Here is a 20739-nt window from a genome sequence, read left to right on the forward strand (position 1 = left end):
AGCAGATGTATTAGACCGCCTTGGGGGACAGAGAGGCTTGCATAACCTGGTCGCGGAGGACGCTGACGACCCGATCTATCTGAGCTAGAGTCAGGCCGGGGTACATGGGCAGAGACAAAATTTCTTGGCTGAGCGCCTCTGCCTGGGAAAAGTCGCCCGGCCCATAGCCCAAATTCTCAAACGCGGGCTGCAGATGGCAGGGCACCGGATAGTGAATGCCGGTTTGAATGCCTGCCGCCTCGACCGCCATCTGCAGAGTAGTGCGATCAATCGGGCAGTTTGGCATCACGCGAATTACATATAGGTGGTAAACATGGCCCGCTCCACTGTCATTGCAAAGCGGCAAAATGCCGTACTCAGCTAGTGGTTTTAGGGAGTTGTCGTAGTGCTGAGCCAGGTGGTTGCGAGCCTGATTCCACCCACCTAGGTGGGGCAGTTTCAGGTGCAGCACTGCTGCCTGAAGCGTATCGAGGCGGCTATTGGTACCGGTTGGATCGGTGTGGTAGTACTTGCGGGTGGCTCCATAGTTTCGCAGAGACTTAACCGTTTGGGCCACACTGGCCCGTTGCGTTACCAGCATACCGCCATCACCCAAAGCCCCTAAATTTTTGCTGGGGTAAAAGCTAAAGGCAGCAGCCTGGCCCACCGACCCAGCCCAGTAGCCCTCTCGCTGGGCCAAATGTGCCTGAGCCGCATCTTCAAAGATCAGCAGATCGTGACGTTGAGCCAAAGACAGCAGCCCCCTGGGCGATACCATCTGACCATAGAGGTGCACCGGCAAAATGGCGCGAGTACGAGGCGTAATGGCCGACTCAGCCGCCGTCAGATCAATTAGGGCTGTGTCGCCATGACAGTCCACCAGCACTGGAGTAGCGCCCGCCCGCAAAATGCCAATCAGCGTAGCGACAAACGTATTGGCCGGCAGTAAAACCTCATCTCCTGGGCCAATGCCACAGGCCGTCAGGCCAAGTGCGATCGCATCCGTGCCGCAGCCCACTCCCACCGCCTGCTCTACCTCACAGGCCGCTGCAAACGCCGCCTCGAACGCCGCCACAGCTTCTCCCAAAATGAAATCGCCCCGCTGCAAAACTGCCTCTACAGCTTGGGCAATGTCAGCTTTGAGCGGCTCATGCTGCCACGAGAGATCAACGAACGGAACTTTTTCTAGAAACGGACTCGTCATTGCACTTCCAGAGAAACAATTGAGCGAACCAAACTAGCCTCAGGCCCATACCGGCCATTCATCCGCGTAACGTTGCCCTGCCGTTCTAGACAGAAACTGCCCTTCATTGAACACGGAAACTCATGAAATCTCTGTAAAACTTGGATGAGGGATTTCAGTCATACCCAGTCCACTTTAGGATCCGGAGCTTTTCTTGAGGCAAAACTCCACTGATAGATCCAGTGCTGGACTTGGACAAGGAACATTCTCACAAACCCAGCTACAGAATGCCCCCCAAACCCTTTTCCCTTATCAAGCAGTCCTGTTCACCCCCTGTAAAGATCTAAACCTATGGACTTCCAGACGGCCCGCCAGTTCCTGTTTCACCAGACTATCCAGCCTCAGGAAGGCCAAGAAGAAAGCTTCTACAGCCGCTTACGCCAGGGGCAGCCCCCCATCCCCGGCCAAGTCACCTCGCTACTGCTAGCGCTCAAAGTCGTCTACGAAGGTCTGCAAAACGTACCCGCCCTAGACAAAGACCTGGTGCAAGCCCTCTTCATCCTCTCCTACGAAAGCCGCCAGCTCTTTGAAGCAGGGCAAAAGGCAGGCGTGATCTGGCCACCCCTGCTAGACGATGACCTGAAGCGTATTGCAGCGGCAGCTAGGTCAATTATTAAGGGAAGTTGGGGGTAGATGGGTGGGAGGGTGAATGAGTAGGAGGGTGGATGAGTGGGAGGGTGGATGGGAGAGATACACAGTTTGAGCAAGGCATAGGGCTAAGAGCCGGATCGCTTCCGAAATATTCCCGGCTCACAAAACAACAGAAAACCTCTGCTCCCTCTCCACACTCCCTACTCATCCACCCATCTACCCCCTGAGCTGGTTCGGTAAACCATACCTGCTCAGGAGTTGCGATCGCATTTTTCTCCCGGCTAAATTAGCACTCAGGAGGCAAGAGTGCTAGCTCGGCTGGTAAGGCTTCACGACACAAGAGGTCTTTATCGGCGCTCCTAGCCCGAGTTGGGCGGCACCTGCAGTTGCAGGAGGCTGGCTCAATCGAGGTAACTTTTTCAGTCACTCAGCGAATTTGCATTGGGAGGATAGTTATGGCAGCTGTCACCTTGAGTGTGTCAACTGTAAAACCTTTGAGCGATCGCATTCTGGTCAAAGTCAGCGAAGCCGAAGAAAAAACCGCTGGCGGCATTTTGCTGCCCGACACGGCTAAAGAAAAACCCCAGGTGGGTGAAGTCGTGCAGGTCGGCCCCGGCAAGCGCAGCGACGACGGCTCCTATCAGACCATGGAAGTCAAAGTCGGCGACAAAGTGCTCTACTCCAAGTACGCTGGCACCGACATCAAGCTCGGCACCGAAGACTACGTTCTGCTGCGCGAGCAGGATATTTTGGCAGCGTTGGGATAGAGGGGTTGAGGGTATAGGGTGCAAGGTTTAAGGCACAGAGCAAAAGCCTCGTCCACTTCCCTTAAACCCTAAACCCCATACCCTACCCCCCTACACCCCACACCCCTTTCCCCTAAATCTCTATTTGCTACTTTCCTCGCATTTCAGTTAGGAGACCTATTCATCATGGCTAAAACGATTACCTACAACGAAGATGCTCGCCGCTCGCTGGAGCGGGGTTTTGACAAGCTGGCCGAAGCGGTTGCAGTCACCCTCGGACCCAAGGGTCGCAATGTGGTGCTAGAGAAGAAATTTGGTGCGCCTCAGATCATTAACGACGGTGTCACCATCGCCAAGGAAATCGAGCTGGAAGACCATATTGAAAACACTGCCGTTTCTCTGCTGCGTCAGGCCGCGGCAAAAACTAACGATGCTGCTGGTGATGGCACCACCACCGCAACTGTGCTGGCCCACGCCATTGTGAAGGAAGGTCTGCGGAACGTGGCTGCGGGTGCCAACGCGATCACCCTCAAGCGCGGCATCGACAAGGCTACTGCATTCCTAGTAGACAAAATTGCTGAGCAGGCCCGTCCGGTGGGCGACTCCAAGTCCATCGCTCAGGTTGGCTCCATCTCTGCCGGTAATGACGACGAAGTGGGCCGCATGATCGCTGAAGCGATGGACAAAGTCGGTCGCGAAGGCGTCATCTCCCTGGAAGAAGGCAAGTCCATGACCACCGAGCTGGAGGTCACCGAGGGGATGCGCTTTGACAAGGGCTACCTGTCTCCCTACTTTGTTACCGACACCGAGCGCATGGAAGCGGTGCTGGATGAACCCTACATCCTGATTACCGACAAAAAGATCACCCTGGTGCAGGATCTGGTGCCTGTGTTGGAGCAGGCCGCTCGGGCAGGCAAGCCTCTGATGATCATTGCCGAAGACATCGAGAAAGAAGCCTTGGCAACCCTGGTGGTGAACCGGATGCGTGGCGTGCTCAACGTGGCTGCGGTCAAGGCTCCTGGTTTTGGTGATCGCCGTAAGGCCATGCTAGAAGACATCGCGGTGCTGACCGGCGGCCAAGTGATCAGTGAAGACACTGGCCTCAAGCTAGAAAACGCCAAGCTGGAAATGTTGGGGCAGGCCCGCCGTCTCACCATCACCAAAGACACCACGACCATCGTGGCTGAGGGCAACGAAGCCCAAGTAAAGGCCCGCTGCGAGCAAATCCGTCGCCAGATCGACGAAACCGACTCCAGCTACGACAAAGAGAAACTGCAGGAGCGGTTGGCTAAGCTCTCTGGCGGTGTCGCTGTGGTCAAAGTTGGGGCTGCTACCGAAACCGAGATGAAAGACCGCAAGCTGCGCCTAGAAGATGCCATCAACGCTACCAAGGCAGCGGTTGAAGAAGGCATTGTCCCCGGTGGCGGCACCACCCTGGCCCACCTGGCTCCCCAGCTAGACGAGTGGTCTGCGGCTAACCTCAGTGGCGAAGAGCTAATTGGTGCTCAGATTGTCACCCGCGCTCTGGTTGCCCCTCTCAGCCGCATTGCTGAAAACGCAGGCTTTAACGGCGCTGTGATCACCGAGCAGGTCAAAGCCAAGGACTTCAATGTGGGCTACGACGCCGCTAACAACGAGTTCGTAGACATGTTTGAAGCGGGTATTGTGGACCCCGCCAAAGTGACCCGGTCTGCCCTGCAAAACGCGGCTTCGATTGCCTCTATGGTGCTGACCACCGAGTGCATCGTGGTCGATAAGCCTGAGCCGAAGCAGCCTGCGGCCGGTGCCGGCGCTGGCATGGGCGGCGACTTCGACTACTAAGGGAGACCAGAAACCGGGATTCTTGAAGAATCCCGGTTTCTAGAACGGTTGCTAAGCGACGCGACGAAGCGGTTGTCCCCAAGACAGCCGCTTTTTGTGGGCAAGTGATGTTTGAGGGGGTGCGATCGCACTACACTAAACCCAACGACTCCCTCAGGAGCCGTCCAAAGATGTGCGTTTGCGGCAATCGTCATGGCTAAATCTGCAAAGTCTGAAAACGTCCCCAAAGCGATGCAGGAAAAGTTTGACCGCATCACCGCGATTACCGATGAATTTGCCCAGCAACACCTTAATGACGAATACGCAGTGCTCATTCGTCAGGCAACCGCTGCCCTGTGTCGCAAACGACCTTCTCCCCTAGCCAGCGGTAAAGAAAAGACCTGGGCCTGTGGCATTACCCACGCGATCGGCATGGTCAATTTTCTGTACGACCCCGCTCAAACCCCTCATATCAAGGCAAAGGATCTATGCGAATGGTTTGGTGTGGGCGTGAGTACGGGGCAAAGCAAGTCTAAACAGGTGCGCGACAGCCTAGACATGCACAAACTGCATCCAGACTGGTGTGTGTCCAGCCTTGTCGAGCAAAATCCCCTAGCCTGGATAATTTCTGTCGATGAAATGGCCGTAGACGCCAGAACGGCTCCCCGTGAGGTGCAAGTGGCCCTAGCAGCAGCAGGGCTGATTCCCTACGTTCCGGGTGAAGCGGCAGACTCTGAGGCCTCTGAGGCAGAAGCCTCTGCACCCCCTACAGAGACCACTTCCCGCTCTGCCGACACGCTATATGTCTTGCAGGTCAACTTGATCGACGGCCCCATGACAGACGATTTTATCGACGACAATCCCCAGGTATCTCGCACGATTGAAATCAGGGGCGGCCAAACTCTAAAAGACTTGCATCACGCTATCTTCAAGGCATTTGACCGCGAAGAAGAGCACATGTATGAGTTTCAGGTCGGCGGACAGTTTGCCAACGATCCCGATGCTCGACGGTATGGGTTAAAACAGGCATTTTCGAATGCGCTGTCGGGCGACACGCCTGATGGCGAGGTGAGCAAGACCTCAATCAACGATCTGAGGCTGGCAGTGGATGAGATGTTTGCCTACTGGTTTGACTTTGGCGATGAGTGGTGGCATGCGATCGCAGTCATAGAGATCAAGGATAAGGCAGGCAAGGGCAAGTACCCCAGAATGACCGATCGCATCGGCGCTAGCCCACCTCAGTATGCAGATTTTGAGTAGGGGCAGAGAGCAGCAGGTGGCTAGCGAGAAGGTGCTAAGGTTGGTACAAATGTCGTGGTGCTGAGGTGAGCCACATGATCCAACCTCAAACTCAGCCAGTAACCTTTGATGAGTTCATTGACTGGTATCCCGAAGGTGCGGAATACCGCTACGAGCTGCACGACGGGGCTATCGTTGAAGTGCCTAAACCCACCGGAAAGCATTCAGAAATTGCAGGGTTTATTGCCGCAGAGCTGAACTTTGAGATTCGACGGTCACAGCTACCTTACTTCGTTCCCAAAGAGTGCGTACTGAAGCAGGCCGATGGCTTGTCAGGCTATGAGCCTGACGTGATTGTTCTAGATCGGCAGGCTATTGCGGAGGAGCCGAGATGGGCTAAGGAATCAATCATTACGCAGGGAAAGTCTGTGCGCTTGGTGGTTGAGGTGGTCAGTACCAACTGGCGCGACGACTACGGGCGCAAGGTCACCGACTACGAAGCAATGGGCATTGCTGAATACTGGATTGTTGACTATCTGGCGCTGGGCGCAGTTCGCTACATTGGTAGCCCGAAGGAGCCGACTTTCAGCATTTATCGGCTGGTGGACGGGGAGTATCAGGTGAACCAGCTTAGAGGAGAGGGAACTATCACCTCACGTACCTTTCTAGAGCTTGCCCTAACTGCCGCCCAGGTCTTTGCGGCCTAAGGCTTACAAGTGAAGTACTAGCAGAGCAAACTAGAAACCGGGTTTCTCCGCTCATGGTAAAGGATTCAACGGAGCAAAGAGAAACCCGGTTTCTGAGGCTCGTAGGTAAAGAATCCAACGTAGCAAGCTAGAAACCGGGTTTCTGAGACTCGGGCTGAAGCAAACTAGAAACCGGGTTTCTCAACTCGCATGAAGTACAGCAGAGCAGACTAGAAACCCGGTTTCTGGGGCTAAACAAAGTAGGACTTTGCTAGATCTCAGCCACAGCCCGCTCGATCAATCGACGGGCCAGCGTCTGCACTCCCGTATGCTCGTAGTACTTAACAGACATATCGAGAAACGCGCCCAGGTAGTCGAGCTTGCCCTGTGAACCTTCGACAAAGCCGCTTACGTTGTCTAGCAGCTTGCTCTGAGTGATGCCCTTGCTAGAGACCAGCTTGTCCATCCAGCCCTGAGTAGACTCAAAGCTCTCGGTGATAAAGGCCAGCTTGCCCTTGGCATCTTTGCCCGGAATTTCCTTCTCAACGCCTTTGAAGGTGCGGTTGCTCTCTAGCTCCGACGGCCCCATGCCCTTGATCATCCTCAGCGCCTTACTGGAAAAATCCGCGCCTAGGGGAATGATGCCGTCAAATGAGACTAGCGCCGTCATCCGCACCAGCGATTCGCCGCTGTAGTCGCCCAGCGCCCGCAGAAAGTCGCCCAGGCTGTCGCCAGGAATGCCGTTGATCTGGCAGAACGCCACCACTTCGGTTACCAGCTTGACACTGAGGTCGATGGTCTGGGCCTTTTCAGGCTTGGGCGTGACGTTTTTCAGGAAGCCCAGAAAGGTATCTTGGCCGATACGGTTGGCCAGAGCAGCGGTGCCCAGCAGCCCTGAGGCAGAATCTACCGACTCGTATAGCCAGAGCGCCCGCTGGTAGCCCTGAGACTTGTCGTTAAATAGTGCGATCGCACGCTCAGCAATCGCCTTCACCATCGCCGGGTCGGTTTCGCCGGTCACCTTCTCAATGGTGTGGTCAAAGCCCACCAGATTGTCCCACTGCCCTGGCAGAAAGGTATCTAGAGACTTCAGGGCCATGACGGTAATGCCGCCCTTAGGCAGCTTGTCTACCCGCTCGTAAATCTTTGTGCTCACGGTAAATCTCCTTAATTTGCCATCTCCTGACAGCCTTGGCGGCCTGTCGTTTGCTTAAATTTCGGCTCCTGAGGAGCGTTAAGGTGTATTTGGGGCAGAGGCTCAAGATGCGGGCTGAGGCACGAGAACTGGAGCCATCTTGGGAGTCTTAGAGGGCGTATTGGAGGGAAGCAGTCCCTTTGCTGACGGCTTCTGGAGCATGGGTACACTTGCGCCCTGCAGCTGAGCAATGCCAACCAGGTCAAACTTTTGCAGCCACTCCACCCGGTCTTCCTGGGTAAAGCTGGGAGCACGAGAGAGCACCTTGACCTGATAGCGGTCGTTAATCAAAAGGCCGGTAGCCATCGTTCCTTGGTTCACCAGCGGGTATCCGTTAATTGCCTCGGTAGCATTGGCATACTTAGCGGCTGCTTCCGGCAGGCTAATCGTGTCGTTGATCGACAGCATGGCAACTGTCTGCCCACCCTGGTTTAGCTTGTACTCAGCAAATCCTTTCTTTTCCTGGGCCGGAACCACCTCATACTCCCCCTGAGAGTCGGGGAAAAACTGATTGAACGTGCTGCCTTGCTCAGCCCCTTTTTCAACGGCAGCAGGCGCGTTGCGGCCGGTCGTTTCTGTCTGCACCTGATCGTACTTGTTGGGGGCTGCCGTACAGGCAGAGACTAGCAGCACCAGCCCTAGCAAGATGGGGGCCAGTTTTTTCAGCCAGCGATCGAACGCCATCGGGTTCCTCCTAAATTAAGCAGACAAACTAAACAAACGAACTAGTCAGTCATAGCGCATTAAATCACTACCAGGTTAAGCCAAGAAGATAAGGGAGCAGTAAGGGCGGGAATGAAGGCAAGAAAATTCGCAAGATGCTGAAGTTTGCCCCAGGAAGCGGCCTCCTCTGGAACGCAGGGTTTGGCTGCATCGCTTGCCCAGTTAGCGCCAAGCAAAAGGCTTAAATTATGGCGTCGGTATTTATCCATGCCCAGCAAAGGGGCTAGGATGTAAAGTGCAAATTCTTGGGGCGTCACGGTCCGGGGTGGGTATGGGATCTGCTAGATCAGCACAGGGGTATTCCTCGCAGGGAAGGAGCGTCACTGTGCATCGGAGACGAGACCGTTGCCGGAGTGGGTGGCGGTTGGGGATCATTGCAGGGCTGGTTCCCCTTGTGTGGGTAGGGCAACAGCAGATCAGAGCTTTCTTTCAAGAACCCCAGGCCATTTTGGTGCTGGGAGGATCAACCGACCGGGAGCAGTATGCTGCCACTATGGCTCAGCAGCACCCTGACTTGCCCGTTTGGGTTTCCTCCGGCAGCAACCCAGAATATGCTGAGTGGGTGTTTCAGGAGGCCCAGATCGACCCCGACCGGGTAACGCTAGACTATCGGGCTGTCGATACGGTCACCAACTTCACGACTGTCGTCGATGATCTGAAAGAAGAGGGCGTTAGCTGCGTTTATCTGGTCACGTCCGACTATCACATGCGGCGGGCCAGCATCATTGGCCAGATTGTGCTGGGCAGCCGGGGAATTAGCTTTAGACCTCTCTCTGTGCCCTCCAGCGATGCTGAGTCGGAAGATCTGCTGCGCAGTATGCGGGATGGGGCCAGAGCTGTCCTGTGGGTGATAACTGGGCACACCGGATCCTCTCTAGCGGAGTCGTTGGGAAAATCTTGAAGTCTCGGCAGTTTTAAATAGACGGGTTACAATTGAGGCGCTTTTGTAAGTAGAGCTCGGCCAGAGCTTATTTTAAGACGTGCGTTGAGGTCACACCATGCCTGCAACTGCGGAGTCTCCCTACACCCAAGAACAAATTAAAGTTTGGCTTCGGGGCCTGCTCACCATTGCCTGGGCCGATGGTCACTTTGATGAAGATGAAAAAGGTTTAATTACCTCCATCACTCAGAAGGAATTGGCACCGAGTCTAAATTTTGACCACTTTAAGCCGGTGTCTGCTGAGGAGTTAAAGGCAGTCATGGGGTGCGATCGCACCATGTCTGAAAATTTCCTGCGGATGGCAGTCATGGTTGCTTTAGCGGATGGGGTCTATTCCACCGAAGAAGATGTCAAGCTTCAGAGCTTCTGCATCGCTTTAGAGCTAGAGCAAACTGTTCTCGACTCACTGCGCCTCACCCTTTACAACCTCCAGGAGCCCCCGGCTACTAGCGGCCCTGCTAGCCCCCTACATCCGCCCCAGGCCGACGGCAAGCTCGACCCGCTCAAACCTGCCCGCGTATGGCTCGACCAGCTAGAAGTCCACGACCCCCGCTTGGCCCGCTTTGTCTGCAAGCTGATTCCGCCTCAGTGCCCGTTTGAGCGAGATGTCGTGATGTTTGGCCACAAGCTGATTCACATTCCGCCCATGTGCAAACTCAACCCGCTGTACGACCAGCTGGTGGGGTTGCGCTTTCGGGCGCTGTCATACTTAGCCGACGATTGCGGCGAGGATGTGACGCCGTACATCTAGTGAGATAAATCTGGTGAATTGAGAAGAGTTGGCACGGGTCTATCAGCAGAGGTTGCTTATACAGACCACGGGCTAGCTGTAAAGTGCCCAGCCTCTGCAGCTTCAACAGGTTCACACACGCTGCAATATTTCTCAGAGATTGTGTGGAGTTTGCTATAGACAGTGATTCTGGTTGCTGGCTTAAAAATTCTAAAAGTAAGTTGAATATGAGCGGCTTTAATTCTCTTTAGAAACCCTCCAGCAATTCGTCTCATATGTTAGAAACCTTGCGTTCCTTTTTTGGACTGTTTTGGATTCGGTTCTCCTGGAAGATGTACGGCTGGCTGACGAGTCCTTACAAGGTAACCCTGGGGCTGCTCATTCTGATGGGATTCTTGCTGTTATTTAGCTCTGCCCGGCTAAGGCGGCAGATCATAAAAGCAGCCGTAGTTGTGCTGGCCGCCTACTGGTTTCTTATCTCGCCTGTGTTTTCAAGCCTGGCAGTTCAGGTCCTGGTTAACTTCGTACCTCAAGATACGGGGCAGCCGGCAGACGCAGTCGTGGTGCTGGCCCGCAAAAAAGAGATTGAGGGCGAGCGCTACAATAGCGCCATCTCCCTGTTAGAGAGTGGTCGAGTCCCCCAAATCCTGACCCTCGGCCGAAGCCAGAGCGTTCGCACTTTTCAGCTACTGCAGCAGCGAAATCTGCCAGCAGAGGGTAAGCTTTCTGGCGTTGCCTGCGCCTGGACGACGAAACAAGAGGCGCAATCAGTCGCTTCTATCCTTGGGCCTCAAGGCATCAAAAACATTATTCTGATTACGGACTCGCCTCACATGCTGCGCTCCTGGCTGACCTTTAAGAGCGTTGGCTTTGCGGTGACACCTTACATCGAGCCTCTGCCCGCAACCGTCAGATCTAGCGATCGCACTTTCCTTGCCATGCGCGAGTATCTAGGGCTCCTGAGCTACGCAGTATTGGGGCGGTTCAAGCCTTCAACCACACCTCTCCCACAGTTGGCTCAGGAAGCTGCTGAAGAGTTTCCGCCTGAGCGCTGTGCCATTACCCTAGAGGCCATTCGCGATCTGGTTTCCCAGCGCTCATAGCGGTTCTCTGCAAAACCAGCAAGTCTCTACAGCAGGCGCAGCTACCAAAAGTCAGTGATCCGGTAGCCAGCCTCTGCCAGCATCTCTCGCAGCAGCGGCAGACTGAGACCAATGACGTTGGTATGGCAGCCCTCTAGCTTTTCGATAAATAGGCCGCCCTTGCCGTCGATGGCAAAGGCCCCAGCACACTGCAGCGGCTCGCCCGAGTCAACATAGGCTTCGATAGTGGGGGTATCGATAGGGGCGAAGTAAACGCGGGTAACGGCACAGCGCACTAAGGGCAACCCTTCAGGGGGAATCAGAGCATGGCCGGTGTAGAGGTCGCCCACCTGTCCACGCATTTGATGCCAACGTGCGATCGCATCTTCCCTATCCCTAGGCTTGCCAAAAATCTGCCCATCAAATGCCAGCACCGAGTCGCACCCCAGCACCAGCCCGTTCGGAAACTGTTTCACCACAGTCTCGGCCTTACAGCGAGCCAGTTCCTGCACATAGGCAGGCGGGTCCGTCAGCGGCACCTGAGATTCATCAAACTCACTGGGACAGACAAAAGGATGCAGCCCAGCAGACACAAGCAACAGCCGCCGCGCCTTAGAGGCTGAAGCCAGGATGAACTGGGGCATATCAGGCTTCACTGAAGCTCCCCCTTCAAGCCACTTTAAAGGAAGCTACCGACTGCTTCATCAGATCCTTGACCCGCTCCCAGCGGTTCTCCTGAGTTGAAGCATTAAAAGTAAACAGGCGACCCCGGCGCACAATCACGCTGGCCAAGTTGTGGCGCACCCCAGAGGGCAGATCAGCAACATACTCCAGAATGTAGTAAGTCTTGTCACCGGCGCTGATTTCCTGAGCGCTCACCAGCTCCACATCTTGATCCCCAGCTATGGCAGTGATGCTCTTAGAAAGCTTGTAGCCCATCTCAGTTGGCGTACCCAAATCTTGCAGGGTCTTCCCTTCAGGAACGTTGCTGATCACAACGCTGACATTTTCCGTCTCATGCACAATGTCATGAAAAACAACATCGGCAGCACCAGGCACCTTCACCTCTGTCCAGCCGTTGGGGTACATAAACTCGTAGCCTTCATACTGGTTTGAAAAGCTTCGCAAGCCGGTGCCAGCCGAGGCACAGCTCTGAGAACCGATCGCCAGCACAAGGGTTAGGAGCAGAGCTAGCCACTTTTTCATACAGATGTTGTTTACTTACCTTTAAAACCAGCATACCGAAGAAGGGAACGCAGTGGAGTGGAGTCGATCCCCTCATTCACCCCTCCCCTCATTTACCCCTCCACCCCTCACCCCTCACCCGGTTTTTCAAAAAACAGTAAATGCTGCTGAGGCAACCTTTCGTCAGTTTTAATCCAGCGCAGGCCTACGGCGGCCATCTCCTTTTGCGCCTGGCGCTGGCTCATCTTGTGCAGGCGCTTGATTAGAATCAGCGGGTTTTCGGCCCGGTATTCGGCTAAGACAACTCGCCCACCAGGTTTAAGAGCGGCAACAATACCCTGCATCATTTCTCGGGGGTAAGCAAACTCGTGGTAAGCATCGACCATCAGGGCCAAATCTACACTGTTGAGCGGCAGGTTCGGCTGATCGAGGCTGCCCTGGATAGGGTCTATGTTGGTTAGGCCTGTTTCTTCTTTTTTCTGATCAATCAGAGCCAGCATCTCCGGCTGCAGATCAACCGCCAGTACTTTGCCATCAGGCACTTTAGCTGCCAGACGAAAGCTGAAGTAGCCGGTGCCCGCCCCAATATCGGCTACCACATCGTCTCGGCGCAGTTCTAGAGCTTCTAGCGCAGTTTGAGGCCGTTCCTCTAGCTCCCGGCTGGGGCGCTCTAGCCAGTAGGCTCCCTCATGGCCCATAACCTGAGCAATTTCGCGGCCCAGGTAGATTTTGCCGATGCCGTCACTGCTAGGTGAGCTATAGGTGTAGTCGGTCCCCGCCTCTAGCTGCTGGGTAGCACAGCCGCTCAGGCCAAACAGGGATGCTGTCGCCAGCAGGCAGACAAGGAAAAGGGATAGAAAGCGGGCCATAGATTCAATCGGTTGCGAGGTTAGCTTTATTAAAACACTGACGTCTGGGGCTTAACCTTGCGCTAAGGACTTTTGGGCTAGCAGCTTCAGACTCAAACCTGAGCCGGGCTGGGTAGCTGGCTGACGTAGGTAGCGGCAAGGATTAGCGCGGCCCCAATCAGCTGTAGGCTGGTCAGCGATTCCCCCAGCAGAAAAAATGCCAGAATCACGGCGACCACGGGTTCTAGGGTAAATAAAATCACGGCTTCTGGCGGACTGACTCGCATCTGACCAAAAGTCTGTAGGCAGGTTGGCAGCGCCGTTGTAAACAGCCCCAGATAGACCAGCCAACCCCAGGGAACAGCGGCAGGATCGACCACAGTAGGTTGCCCCATCACCCGATCAAAAGCCACCCAGCTAAGAGACAAAGCAGTCATGCTCCAGACTTGAATGGCGGTGAGAGGCAGAGTGGGGTAGCGCTTGGCAAAGCGTTCCAGGCGAATGATGTGGCCAGCCCAGCAAAAGGCGGTGCCCAGGCTCCACAGGTCGCCAATGTTGAGACGACCGCCCTGGTAAGACAGCAGAGCAATCCCCAGCAGCGCCAGCGCTGCCGCAACCCAGGTTGCCGGGACGATACGTCGGCCAGCCAACCCCAGCAGCAGCGGCACCAAAATAACGCAGAGCGAGGCGATGAAGGCGCTGCGGCCAGCGGTGGTGTATTGGAGTCCCAGGGTTTGGGTGCCGTAGCCACCTATTAGCCAGCAGCCCAACTCTGCCCCAGCCCGCAGTAGGCCCGGTTTGGGCCTAAGCCAAGGCAAAAAACAGAGCGCTGCGATCGCAAAGCGACCCAGCACCACAAAGCTAGGCTGCAGGGTGCCAACAATATCTTTGACAACAATATAGGCAGTTCCCCAGAGCAGCGTGCCCAGGAGCAAAGCGCTTACCCCGCCCGCATGAGACTCTAGCCTGAACTGCGTTTGACGGGGCATAGTGGGGGTATCAGTCGGGGCTAGGCAGGGTTAAGCGAAGTTAAACAGAAGGAAGCTGCGGCACCTCAGCTGTAAGCCTTAACAAAAGCCTCTAGCCGATCCATTCCCTTAAGAATAGTCTCCATGCCAGTAGCGTAGGAGATCCGCGCGGTGCCCTCGGTGCCAAAGGAAATACCGGGGACAGTGGCGACGTATTTCTCGTCTAGCAGCCGATTGCAGAAGTCCAGCGAGGGCATACCGAGCTGGCTAATATCGACATATAGGTAAAAGGCCCCTTGAGGCTCACCGCAGGTGAGACCAGGAATGGCTTTAATCCGGTCGATAATTACCTGACGGCGTTCAGCAAAGGCTAGGCGCATGGTTTCTACACAGTCTTGGGGGCCGCGTAGAGCTGCGATCGCACCATACTGGGCAAAGGTACACACGTTTGAAGTGGCGTGGCTCTGAATTGTCGTCAGCGCCTTGATTACCGGAATAGGGCCAGCCAGATAGCCCACCCGCCAGCCCGTCATAGAGTAGGCCTTGGCAAAACCATTACTGACTAGAGTGCGATCGTAAGCTTCGGGGCTGACCGCGCCAATACTGAGGTGAGTGCTCCCGTCGTAGAGGATTTTTTCATAGATCTCGTCCGACACCACCCAAATGTCGGCCTCAACGACCACCTCGGCCAGTGCCCGGATCTCCTCAGGGCTGTAAATCATGCCGGTGGGGTTAGAAGGCGAGTTGAGCACAAACAGCTTCGTCTTAGGCGTGATTGCCTGCCGCAGCTGCTCTGGAGTGATCTTGTAGCCAGTTTCTTTAGTGGTCGGCACAATCACAGGCGTGCCGTCAGCTAGCTGCACCATCTCTGGGTAGCTGACCCAGTAGGGCGCAGGGATAATCACTTCATCTCCCGGCTCAATCAGCGCCATCATCAGTCCGTAGAGAGAGTGCTTGCCACCATTGGTGACAATGACATTGTCGGCCCCGTAGCAAAGCCCGTTTTCTGCCTGCAGCTTTTCAGCAATGGCCTGTCGCAGTGCCGGTTCTCCCGCAGCAGGGCCGTAGCGGGTCTTGCCCTCATCGAGCGCCTGTTTAGCGGCAGCTTTGATATGGTCAGGCGTATCAAAATCTGGCTCACCGGCACTAAAGCTGCACACGTCCAGCCCTTCTGTCTTCATTGCCTTAGCCTTGGCTGAAATCGCCAGGGTCATAGAAGGCGTTACCCGATTTACCCGATTCGCCAGTTTCAACGTAGGCATCCCAAACCTCTCTCAAAACCGATCCGACGTTGCCGCAGGTTCACCTGGAGATCAACTCAGTCTTTTCAGCTGCCGAGAGCAGCCTCTTCGCTACCCTATCTAGCTGCTGAAAGCCCAGTTGACTCACCCGTAATCCTGCTTCACGCACAATTCCACTTAGCTTAGATCGTTCTTACGGGTAAAAAAGGGATTTTTATGAAACGTTCAGGACATTTCGAGACTAGCCGTCCCAGGGGGCTGCTCCCCTAGGTAAAGGCTGACCAGAAAAAAGGCAGAAAAAATCCCGCCAGATGGGCCCACCCAGCGTTAATGGCTTTGGATCACCCTACCTTCTCAGCTAAACCACTGACCAGAAAAAAACCTCAACACTTTTGTGTTGATCCGGAAAAGGTCGAAGTAACCCCGATTACCTAATACAGAGCTTTAAAAAAAAACGGCGTGGAGAAGGAAGGTTCCACAGAAATTCACCTAGATGAAATTCAGGGATTTCACCCAGCTAGTTTTTCCTGACCCCACCTCAGAGGCACCGTAACAGGGAATAGAAACGCAGAGATACCGAGTTCCATGTACACTATCTCCCTTTCTCCATCCATGCAGCTAGCCACCTTGGCAGCGGCTCTTGCGGTCGGCATTGTGACAGCCGTCCACGGGCAAGCTGAGCTGCAGAATCCCGTTCGGCTTTATACAGGGTTCTTCAGTAATATTGACGACCGTGGCAGTGGTCGGGTAGTCCCCAATCAATTTCAGTCCAACTTGTTCCTACCCAATTACCTGCTAGGATTTCGAGGTAGCGGGCGAATTTCTGGTGACCCAAAGGAATCGATTCCCAGTTCTCTCCAAAAAAGCCCCTCAACCTCATCAGGTCAGGCATCTACCCCGTTAGCCTATCGAGGCAGCGGCAGAATCAATCTCAAACGGCAGATAGCGGTATAAAAACTCAGCCAGGAAAGTTCCTTGTGACTTTGACTGTTGAGATGACTTTATATAACGCGAAGATTTCGCTAACACCGGCCTCAGTTACCGTACGTCAGCGAAAATTGGTTTAAGCTATATCAGCCAATTAGACTTTAATTGCCGTTATTTGACTGATTGAGTTTAGATTTTGCCTTTATTTGGCACCTACTATTCCAGATCTATGAATGATATCGGCTCCATGGTAGACCCCGCCCTTCAAGTCAAAAAAGACGAAGACTTAATCCGGTATCTGAGTCCCAGCGCTATTGACCAGATATTGCTTTACCTAGCGTTTAGCGCCATGCGTACAGGAGGCCATCGCCACGGAGCCTTTTTAGACGCAGCCGCGACTGCTGCCAAGTGCGCTATTTACATGACCTATCTAGAGCAGGGCGAAAACCTGCGAATGACGGGCCACCTTCACCATATTGAGCCAAAGCGAGTCAAGGCTATTGTTGAGGAGATGCGGCAGTCCTTAACCGAGGGCAAACTGCTTAAAATGTTGGGTGCTCAAGAGCCCCGCTATCTCATTCAGTTTCCTTACCTCTGGCTCAACTGCTACTCTTGGGAGCCAGGCCAATCGAGAGTTGCAGGCAATAGCCTCTCAGCCGAGGAAAAAGCCCAGCTGGAAGATAAGCTTCCTCCCGATGTTCCTAATGCCCGCATCATCAACTCCTTCCAGTTTTTGGAGCTGATCGAGAACCTGCACGAGAAATCGCAGGACGATTTGCCCAAAGAGCGCAAAATGCCCCTCAGCGAAGCCTTGGCCGAACACATTCGGCGGCGGCTGATGTACTCTGGCACCGTAACGCGCATTGATGCGTCTTGGGGGATGTCTTTCTATGCGCTCACCCGAGCGTCGTATGCGCCCGTCGATCCAGAAGAGCGCATGTACACCATGATCGAAGACACGGCCCAGTATTTCCGGATGATGCGGGAGTGGGCCCACCGTCGGCCGGGCACAATGCGGGTTTTGGAGGAACTGGACCTACCCGCTACCGATCGAGAGGTGGCTTTCCGGGAACTAGATGAGATCATCCGGACTTGGGCTGACAAGTACCACTGCAAAGGGGGAGAGACTACTCTCCTGCAGATGGTAATTGGCCATCAGGACGAAACCAGCAAATCTTTCCCCTAAGCTGGTTTCACTTCTGTAGGAAATACAGCCGTTAAACATCTATGCCGGGGCGCTGTAGTGTAGCGCCCCGGCATGAGTTGTAAGCAGAGCTAAGCTCGCAGCAGCTGGTGAAGGTCATCGCTGAGCTTGTTGGCCGTGCTTACCTATCTATTGGCCCAGGTGTGACCAGGTGTCATCCAATCCGATTCCAGGCTTCGACTACGATATCGGTGAGCAATTTACGAACGGGCAGTTCGAGCAGGGCATCGTCGGCCAGCAGAGCGGCCTGCACCTCTTCGAGCGACTGCCCCTGTTGGCGGGCAGCCTGAATAACGCCAACGATCGCCGCTAGCACGTGATCCTCGGTGACAGGGGCAGCAGATCGGGGGGAAACGATTTGATCAGAAGGAGCGGTGAGAGAAGACAACATTGCAAAGATATGTATGAAAAGTTGGATTTTATGAGAGGGCAGTAACGTTTTGTAACTTTAGAACTGGAGTGTAGCGCATTTTAGCGCCCTCGCACCCTTTCGGAAGAAATAACTGAGAATTTCTTTAAACACCTAAATAAAAGCTATGGGGGCGCAGCGTGCTGCGCCCCCATGGCAAGGTATTGCTAATCAGTAGGCTAGCGGCCTAGCTCATGGGCGATTGCGATCGCTGTGGGCGCGGAAAAGACGGCAGCTCTACAGCCGCAACCGACTTGAGCTTCCGTTGGGGCCGCAGCGGATAGACTACGGGCGAGGGCGAGGTACTAGCCGCAGGCGCACTGGCCGCGCTGTTTAACAGCGGCGGCAGAGCAGCGGGGCGGCCAGCCGAAGCAGCTACAGGCTCTGGGGTAGAGGTGGGCGGCTGCACTGTTGGGGTCGTTTCCAGCAGCGGAGGCCTTGGCTCAAGCTCAAAAGCGAGCTCGGGCTCGACAGCAGGCTCTATGGCAGCAGTGGGAGGCGCTAGAGGGGCTCCCCAGGGAGAGGGTTCGGTAAAGACAGGTACAGTTGGGGCTGGCTGGGCAGCAGGCAGCGGGTCCGCTGCTTTGGCTGCAGGCGGCTCCACCGTAGGCGCAGAGTCGATTACGCGCTCTAGATCCTGCCACAGCAGCCGCTCAGCCTCTGGATCGGGGGCGGGCACGGGGGGAGTTGGCACGGCAGCAGATCGGGTGGGGACTGCAGACGGAGCCGGTGTGCGAGGGCCTTGCCCAACCGACTTAAGGTTGCGCAGCAGCGTATCGAGGCTGGGATCAGGTCGGATGGGGGCCTCATCGTGGGAGGCCCAAGGCTTAATTTGTTCGGCTTTGGGCATTGCTAGCGGGTGGGGCCGTAGGGTTGGTTCTGTCACCACCGCTGGAAATTCAATGGCGGGTGGGGCGGGACTGCGTTGAACCGACATGTCTAGACACTTCTCTAGGGCGGCTTTGAACTGAAGTGTGTAGTGCTGCTGTCGCTGCAGACGCGATCGCAAATCCCGACAGGTCGCTTCTGCCTGCTGCAGAGCAGTATTTTTTTCGCCGAAGCGCTGCTGCAATAGAGTGCATTCTCGCTCTAGCTGAGCCACACGCTGTCTAGCGTTGTCTAGCTCTGCCTGAAAAGTTTCGTTGTGAATCGTGGTGCGCCGGACTGCATCGTTGGCCACATCTAGCTCACTGAGCAGTTGAGCGACCTGTTGCTGCTGCTGGGCGATAGCTGCTTGTGCTTCGGCGGAGGACATAGACTGGCTTTGCTGAGCCCGTTCCACCTCGATCTGAAGGGCCGCTTCGGCTCGCTCAAGGGCATCTTCTAAGTGTCCCACCCGACCTAGCAAAGCATCATTACACTGGTTCAGATCCTGGATTAGCTGGAGTAGCTCGGCTTCGCGCTGAGTAAAGTCAGCCACCTTAGGAACAGGCCCCTTTGGCGGTGGCAAAACCGTGTTGGCAATTTCATTGAGGGGCAGTGTGCCCGGAAAGCTAACAGTCTCCCACCTGTCATCGGGCCGAGCAGCCCCAGGTCCGCCAGATCCGTTCGGAGCAGCGGCCTCGGGTTCATTTGAGGCGGCAGCCCGGAGGTCAAGCAGAGAGGCTTGAGGCGGGCTGGCTTGAGAATCGGAAGACGGAAGATCTTGGGGAGGCAAATTTTGCTCAGTCATAGTCCCGAAGTGCTCGCTACAAAGCCTGATGACCAGGTGAAGATTAATTGCCACTAAGAGTAGCTAACTTCAACAATTATTTCACCCTTCTGTAGTAATACAGAACCTACCCATGGAATCGGGCTTAAAATTTTCAACCTTCCTCCAGAAATATCGGGCAACTTTTGTAAGCAGAATTGTCCGGTTTTGAAATTGCGTCGGTGTAGTGGTTAGGGATAAGTTCTAGCTGCAAATAGCCGCTCTTGCAGCAGTTGTTGGTGCATAAATGCACGGTCAACTCGCGACTGAATCTGATCGGGTGAAAGCGGTTCACCATTGGCATAGTGCTCTAGCCATTGCTGCATCATTTCATTGGTCTCTGTAGGCCAGCCACTAGCGCTCGAAGCCGCAGCAGGATTGAGATCCCACCCTGGTAGATCTAAATCGGCCATAATCTGGCTCACTTTCGGGTCGTAGCTTAGGGCAAAACAACGGCACCCTTCTGCTGCCGCCATAATCAAAGCGTGCAGCCTCATCCCTATTGTCATTTCCACCCCTCGAAAAAGCCCCTTTAGCTGCCGGGGATCGCTCAAGCAAAAGAGGTGATTTGGCCCTGGAAGACGCGCCTGAATTTGTTCAGCAATCGCTAAATCTTTGGCCGGTTGAAAGGGTGTAAGTAGTACGCAAGTTTTAGTCGCCTTTTGAAATCCAACTAGGGCTTCAGTAAACTGATCTAAGCGTTCTGGGGTGAGCCAGGGGTGCGATCGCAACGCCACCGCCACTCTCGGAGCAGGCAAATCCCACAGTCCCTCCACCGGCCTCGAATCGAGCGCCCACACCGGATCAGGCCCCTGCCAGGCTGGAATATTCCAGCTTTCCATCAGCTGGGCCGAAGCCCCATCTCGCACACTCACGCCCGCACAGCGCCGCAGTACATAGCGAGCCAGCCGCTGGCTAAAAGGCCGCTGCAGCGGCCCAATCCCCTGCCCCCAAGCAATAGTCTTCAGGCCCATGGCCTGCGCCATCGCCATCAGCCCCCCGTAGTAAAGCGGGTTCTGCAGACTAGTGGCATCCTGCATCAGGCTGCCACCGCCCCAAACAAAGGCATCCGCCGACCGCAACGCCCGCAGCACCGCCACCGGAGCCTTGCGCGGTACCGCCTCTATCCCATAGCGCTGAGCCGTCTCCCCCGGATTGCCTGAAAGCACCACCGGCGTGACCCCAACAGGCAACATCTGCAGCAGCGCCGCCAGCAGCGCCTCATCCCCGCCATTGCCCATGCCGTAGTAGCCACACAAGACCGCTCGCATTCCGTTTGATTCCGCCTGAGTCTCTGCACTCTCTACAATAGA

General features: G+C 55.1%; 21 protein-coding genes. 10 read left to right on the plus strand and 11 right to left on the minus strand.

The annotated features are described in order from the left end of the window. Window positions 1-10 precede the first annotated feature (10 nt). Complete coding sequence (locus tag H6G13_RS24045; RefSeq protein ID WP_190487668.1) at window positions 11-1183, minus strand: DegT/DnrJ/EryC1/StrS family aminotransferase; 1173 nt, start codon at window positions 1181-1183, stop codon at window positions 11-13. 330 nt (window positions 1184-1513) lie between these two features. Here H6G13_RS24045 and H6G13_RS24050 point away from each other — a divergent pair, with 330 nt between their 5' ends. The 5 genes from H6G13_RS24050 to H6G13_RS24070 all read left to right on the plus strand — a co-directional run bounded on the left by H6G13_RS24050 (window position 1514) and on the right by H6G13_RS24070 (window position 6305). Beyond that, complete coding sequence (locus H6G13_RS24050; RefSeq protein ID WP_190487669.1) at window positions 1514-1855, plus strand: Dethiobiotin synthetase; 342 nt, start codon at window positions 1514-1516, stop codon at window positions 1853-1855. Window positions 1856-2268: 413 nt separating this feature from the next. Further along, the gene (gene groES, locus H6G13_RS24055; protein WP_190487670.1) at window positions 2269-2580 is read left to right on the plus strand and encodes a co-chaperone GroES; all 312 of its coding nucleotides are present in this window, start codon (window positions 2269-2271) and stop codon (window positions 2578-2580) included. 165 nt (window positions 2581-2745) lie between these two features. Beyond that, the gene (gene groL / locus H6G13_RS24060) at window positions 2746-4380 is read left to right on the plus strand and encodes a chaperonin GroEL (RefSeq protein WP_190487671.1); all 1635 of its coding nucleotides are present in this window, start codon (window positions 2746-2748) and stop codon (window positions 4378-4380) included. 192 nt (window positions 4381-4572) lie between these two features. Further along, window positions 4573-5619: a DUF6398 domain-containing protein gene (locus H6G13_RS24065; protein WP_199306636.1), complete on the plus strand. Its 1047-nt coding sequence runs from the start codon at window positions 4573-4575 to the stop codon at window positions 5617-5619. Between the two features lie 74 nt (window positions 5620-5693). Next, entirely contained in the window at window positions 5694-6305 is a 612-nt protein-coding gene (locus tag H6G13_RS24070; RefSeq protein WP_190487672.1) for a Uma2 family endonuclease, read from the plus strand. A gap of 250 nt (window positions 6306-6555) precedes the next feature. Here H6G13_RS24070 and H6G13_RS24075 read toward each other — a convergent pair whose 3' ends face one another. Together H6G13_RS24075 and H6G13_RS24080 are read right to left on the minus strand one after the other, a co-directional pair. Beyond that, window positions 6556-7440 carry a hypothetical protein gene (locus H6G13_RS24075; protein ID WP_190487673.1) on the minus strand — a complete coding sequence of 295 codons (885 nt, stop codon included), beginning with the start codon at window positions 7438-7440 and terminating at the stop codon, window positions 6556-6558. 102 nt (window positions 7441-7542) lie between these two features. Then, window positions 7543-8163 carry a hypothetical protein gene (locus H6G13_RS24080; RefSeq protein ID WP_190487674.1) on the minus strand — a complete coding sequence of 207 codons (621 nt, stop codon included), beginning with the start codon at window positions 8161-8163 and terminating at the stop codon, window positions 7543-7545. A gap of 403 nt (window positions 8164-8566) precedes the next feature. Here H6G13_RS24080 and H6G13_RS24085 point away from each other — a divergent pair, with 403 nt between their 5' ends. From H6G13_RS24085 to H6G13_RS24095, 3 genes are all read left to right on the plus strand, one after another. Continuing rightward, the gene (locus H6G13_RS24085) at window positions 8567-9103 is read left to right on the plus strand and encodes a YdcF family protein (RefSeq protein WP_242028498.1); all 537 of its coding nucleotides are present in this window, start codon (window positions 8567-8569) and stop codon (window positions 9101-9103) included. A gap of 97 nt (window positions 9104-9200) precedes the next feature. Next, the gene (locus H6G13_RS24090) at window positions 9201-9893 is read left to right on the plus strand and encodes a Mo-dependent nitrogenase C-terminal domain-containing protein (RefSeq protein ID WP_190487678.1); all 693 of its coding nucleotides are present in this window, start codon (window positions 9201-9203) and stop codon (window positions 9891-9893) included. A gap of 254 nt (window positions 9894-10147) precedes the next feature. Next, window positions 10148-10975: a YdcF family protein gene (locus H6G13_RS24095; RefSeq protein WP_190487680.1), complete on the plus strand. Its 828-nt coding sequence runs from the start codon at window positions 10148-10150 to the stop codon at window positions 10973-10975. A 41-nt stretch (window positions 10976-11016) separates the two neighbouring features. Here the strand turns inward: H6G13_RS24095 and H6G13_RS24100 are convergent, their stop codons facing one another. The 5 genes from H6G13_RS24100 to H6G13_RS24120 form a co-directional block, all read right to left on the minus strand. Further along, on the minus strand, window positions 11017-11598 hold the full coding sequence (locus tag H6G13_RS24100) for a nucleoside triphosphate pyrophosphatase (RefSeq protein ID WP_190487682.1): 582 nt from the start codon (window positions 11596-11598) through the stop codon (window positions 11017-11019). A gap of 25 nt (window positions 11599-11623) precedes the next feature. Beyond that, complete coding sequence (gene psbP / locus H6G13_RS24105) at window positions 11624-12160, minus strand: photosystem II reaction center PsbP (RefSeq protein WP_190487684.1); 537 nt, start codon at window positions 12158-12160, stop codon at window positions 11624-11626. A 107-nt stretch (window positions 12161-12267) separates the two neighbouring features. Beyond that, complete coding sequence (locus H6G13_RS24110) at window positions 12268-13008, minus strand: class I SAM-dependent methyltransferase (protein WP_190487687.1); 741 nt, start codon at window positions 13006-13008, stop codon at window positions 12268-12270. A 92-nt stretch (window positions 13009-13100) separates the two neighbouring features. Next, window positions 13101-13976: a DMT family transporter gene (locus H6G13_RS24115; protein WP_190487689.1), complete on the minus strand. Its 876-nt coding sequence runs from the start codon at window positions 13974-13976 to the stop codon at window positions 13101-13103. 65 nt (window positions 13977-14041) lie between these two features. Further along, window positions 14042-15208, minus strand: a complete 1167-nt coding sequence (locus H6G13_RS24120) for a pyridoxal phosphate-dependent aminotransferase (protein WP_190488306.1) — start codon at window positions 15206-15208, stop codon at window positions 14042-14044. 573 nt (window positions 15209-15781) lie between these two features. Between H6G13_RS24120 and H6G13_RS24125 the strand changes: the two genes are divergently transcribed. Continuing rightward, window positions 15782-16150 carry a hypothetical protein gene (locus tag H6G13_RS24125; protein WP_190487690.1) on the plus strand — a complete coding sequence of 123 codons (369 nt, stop codon included), beginning with the start codon at window positions 15782-15784 and terminating at the stop codon, window positions 16148-16150. Window positions 16151-16352: 202 nt separating this feature from the next. After that, window positions 16353-17309: a heterocyst differentiation master regulator HetR gene (hetR, locus tag H6G13_RS24130; protein WP_242028499.1), complete on the plus strand. Its 957-nt coding sequence runs from the start codon at window positions 16353-16355 to the stop codon at window positions 17307-17309. Between the two features lie 172 nt (window positions 17310-17481). Here hetR and H6G13_RS24135 read toward each other — a convergent pair whose 3' ends face one another. From H6G13_RS24135 to csaB, 3 genes are all read right to left on the minus strand, one after another. Beyond that, on the minus strand, window positions 17482-17718 hold the full coding sequence (locus H6G13_RS24135) for a hypothetical protein (protein ID WP_190487692.1): 237 nt from the start codon (window positions 17716-17718) through the stop codon (window positions 17482-17484). A 205-nt stretch (window positions 17719-17923) separates the two neighbouring features. Then, window positions 17924-19408 (minus strand): hypothetical protein, encoded by a 1485-nt coding sequence (locus H6G13_RS24140; RefSeq protein WP_190487695.1) that lies wholly within the window; start codon window positions 19406-19408, stop codon window positions 17924-17926. Window positions 19409-19617: 209 nt separating this feature from the next. Continuing rightward, the gene (gene csaB, locus H6G13_RS24145; RefSeq protein WP_190487697.1) at window positions 19618-20697 is read right to left on the minus strand and encodes a polysaccharide pyruvyl transferase CsaB; all 1080 of its coding nucleotides are present in this window, start codon (window positions 20695-20697) and stop codon (window positions 19618-19620) included. Between the last annotated feature and the right edge of the window lie 42 nt (window positions 20698-20739).

The sequence above is a fragment of the Pseudanabaena sp. FACHB-2040 genome, from assembly GCF_014696715.1.
Lineage (GTDB): Bacteria > Cyanobacteriota > Cyanobacteriia > Phormidesmidales > Phormidesmidaceae > JACVSF01.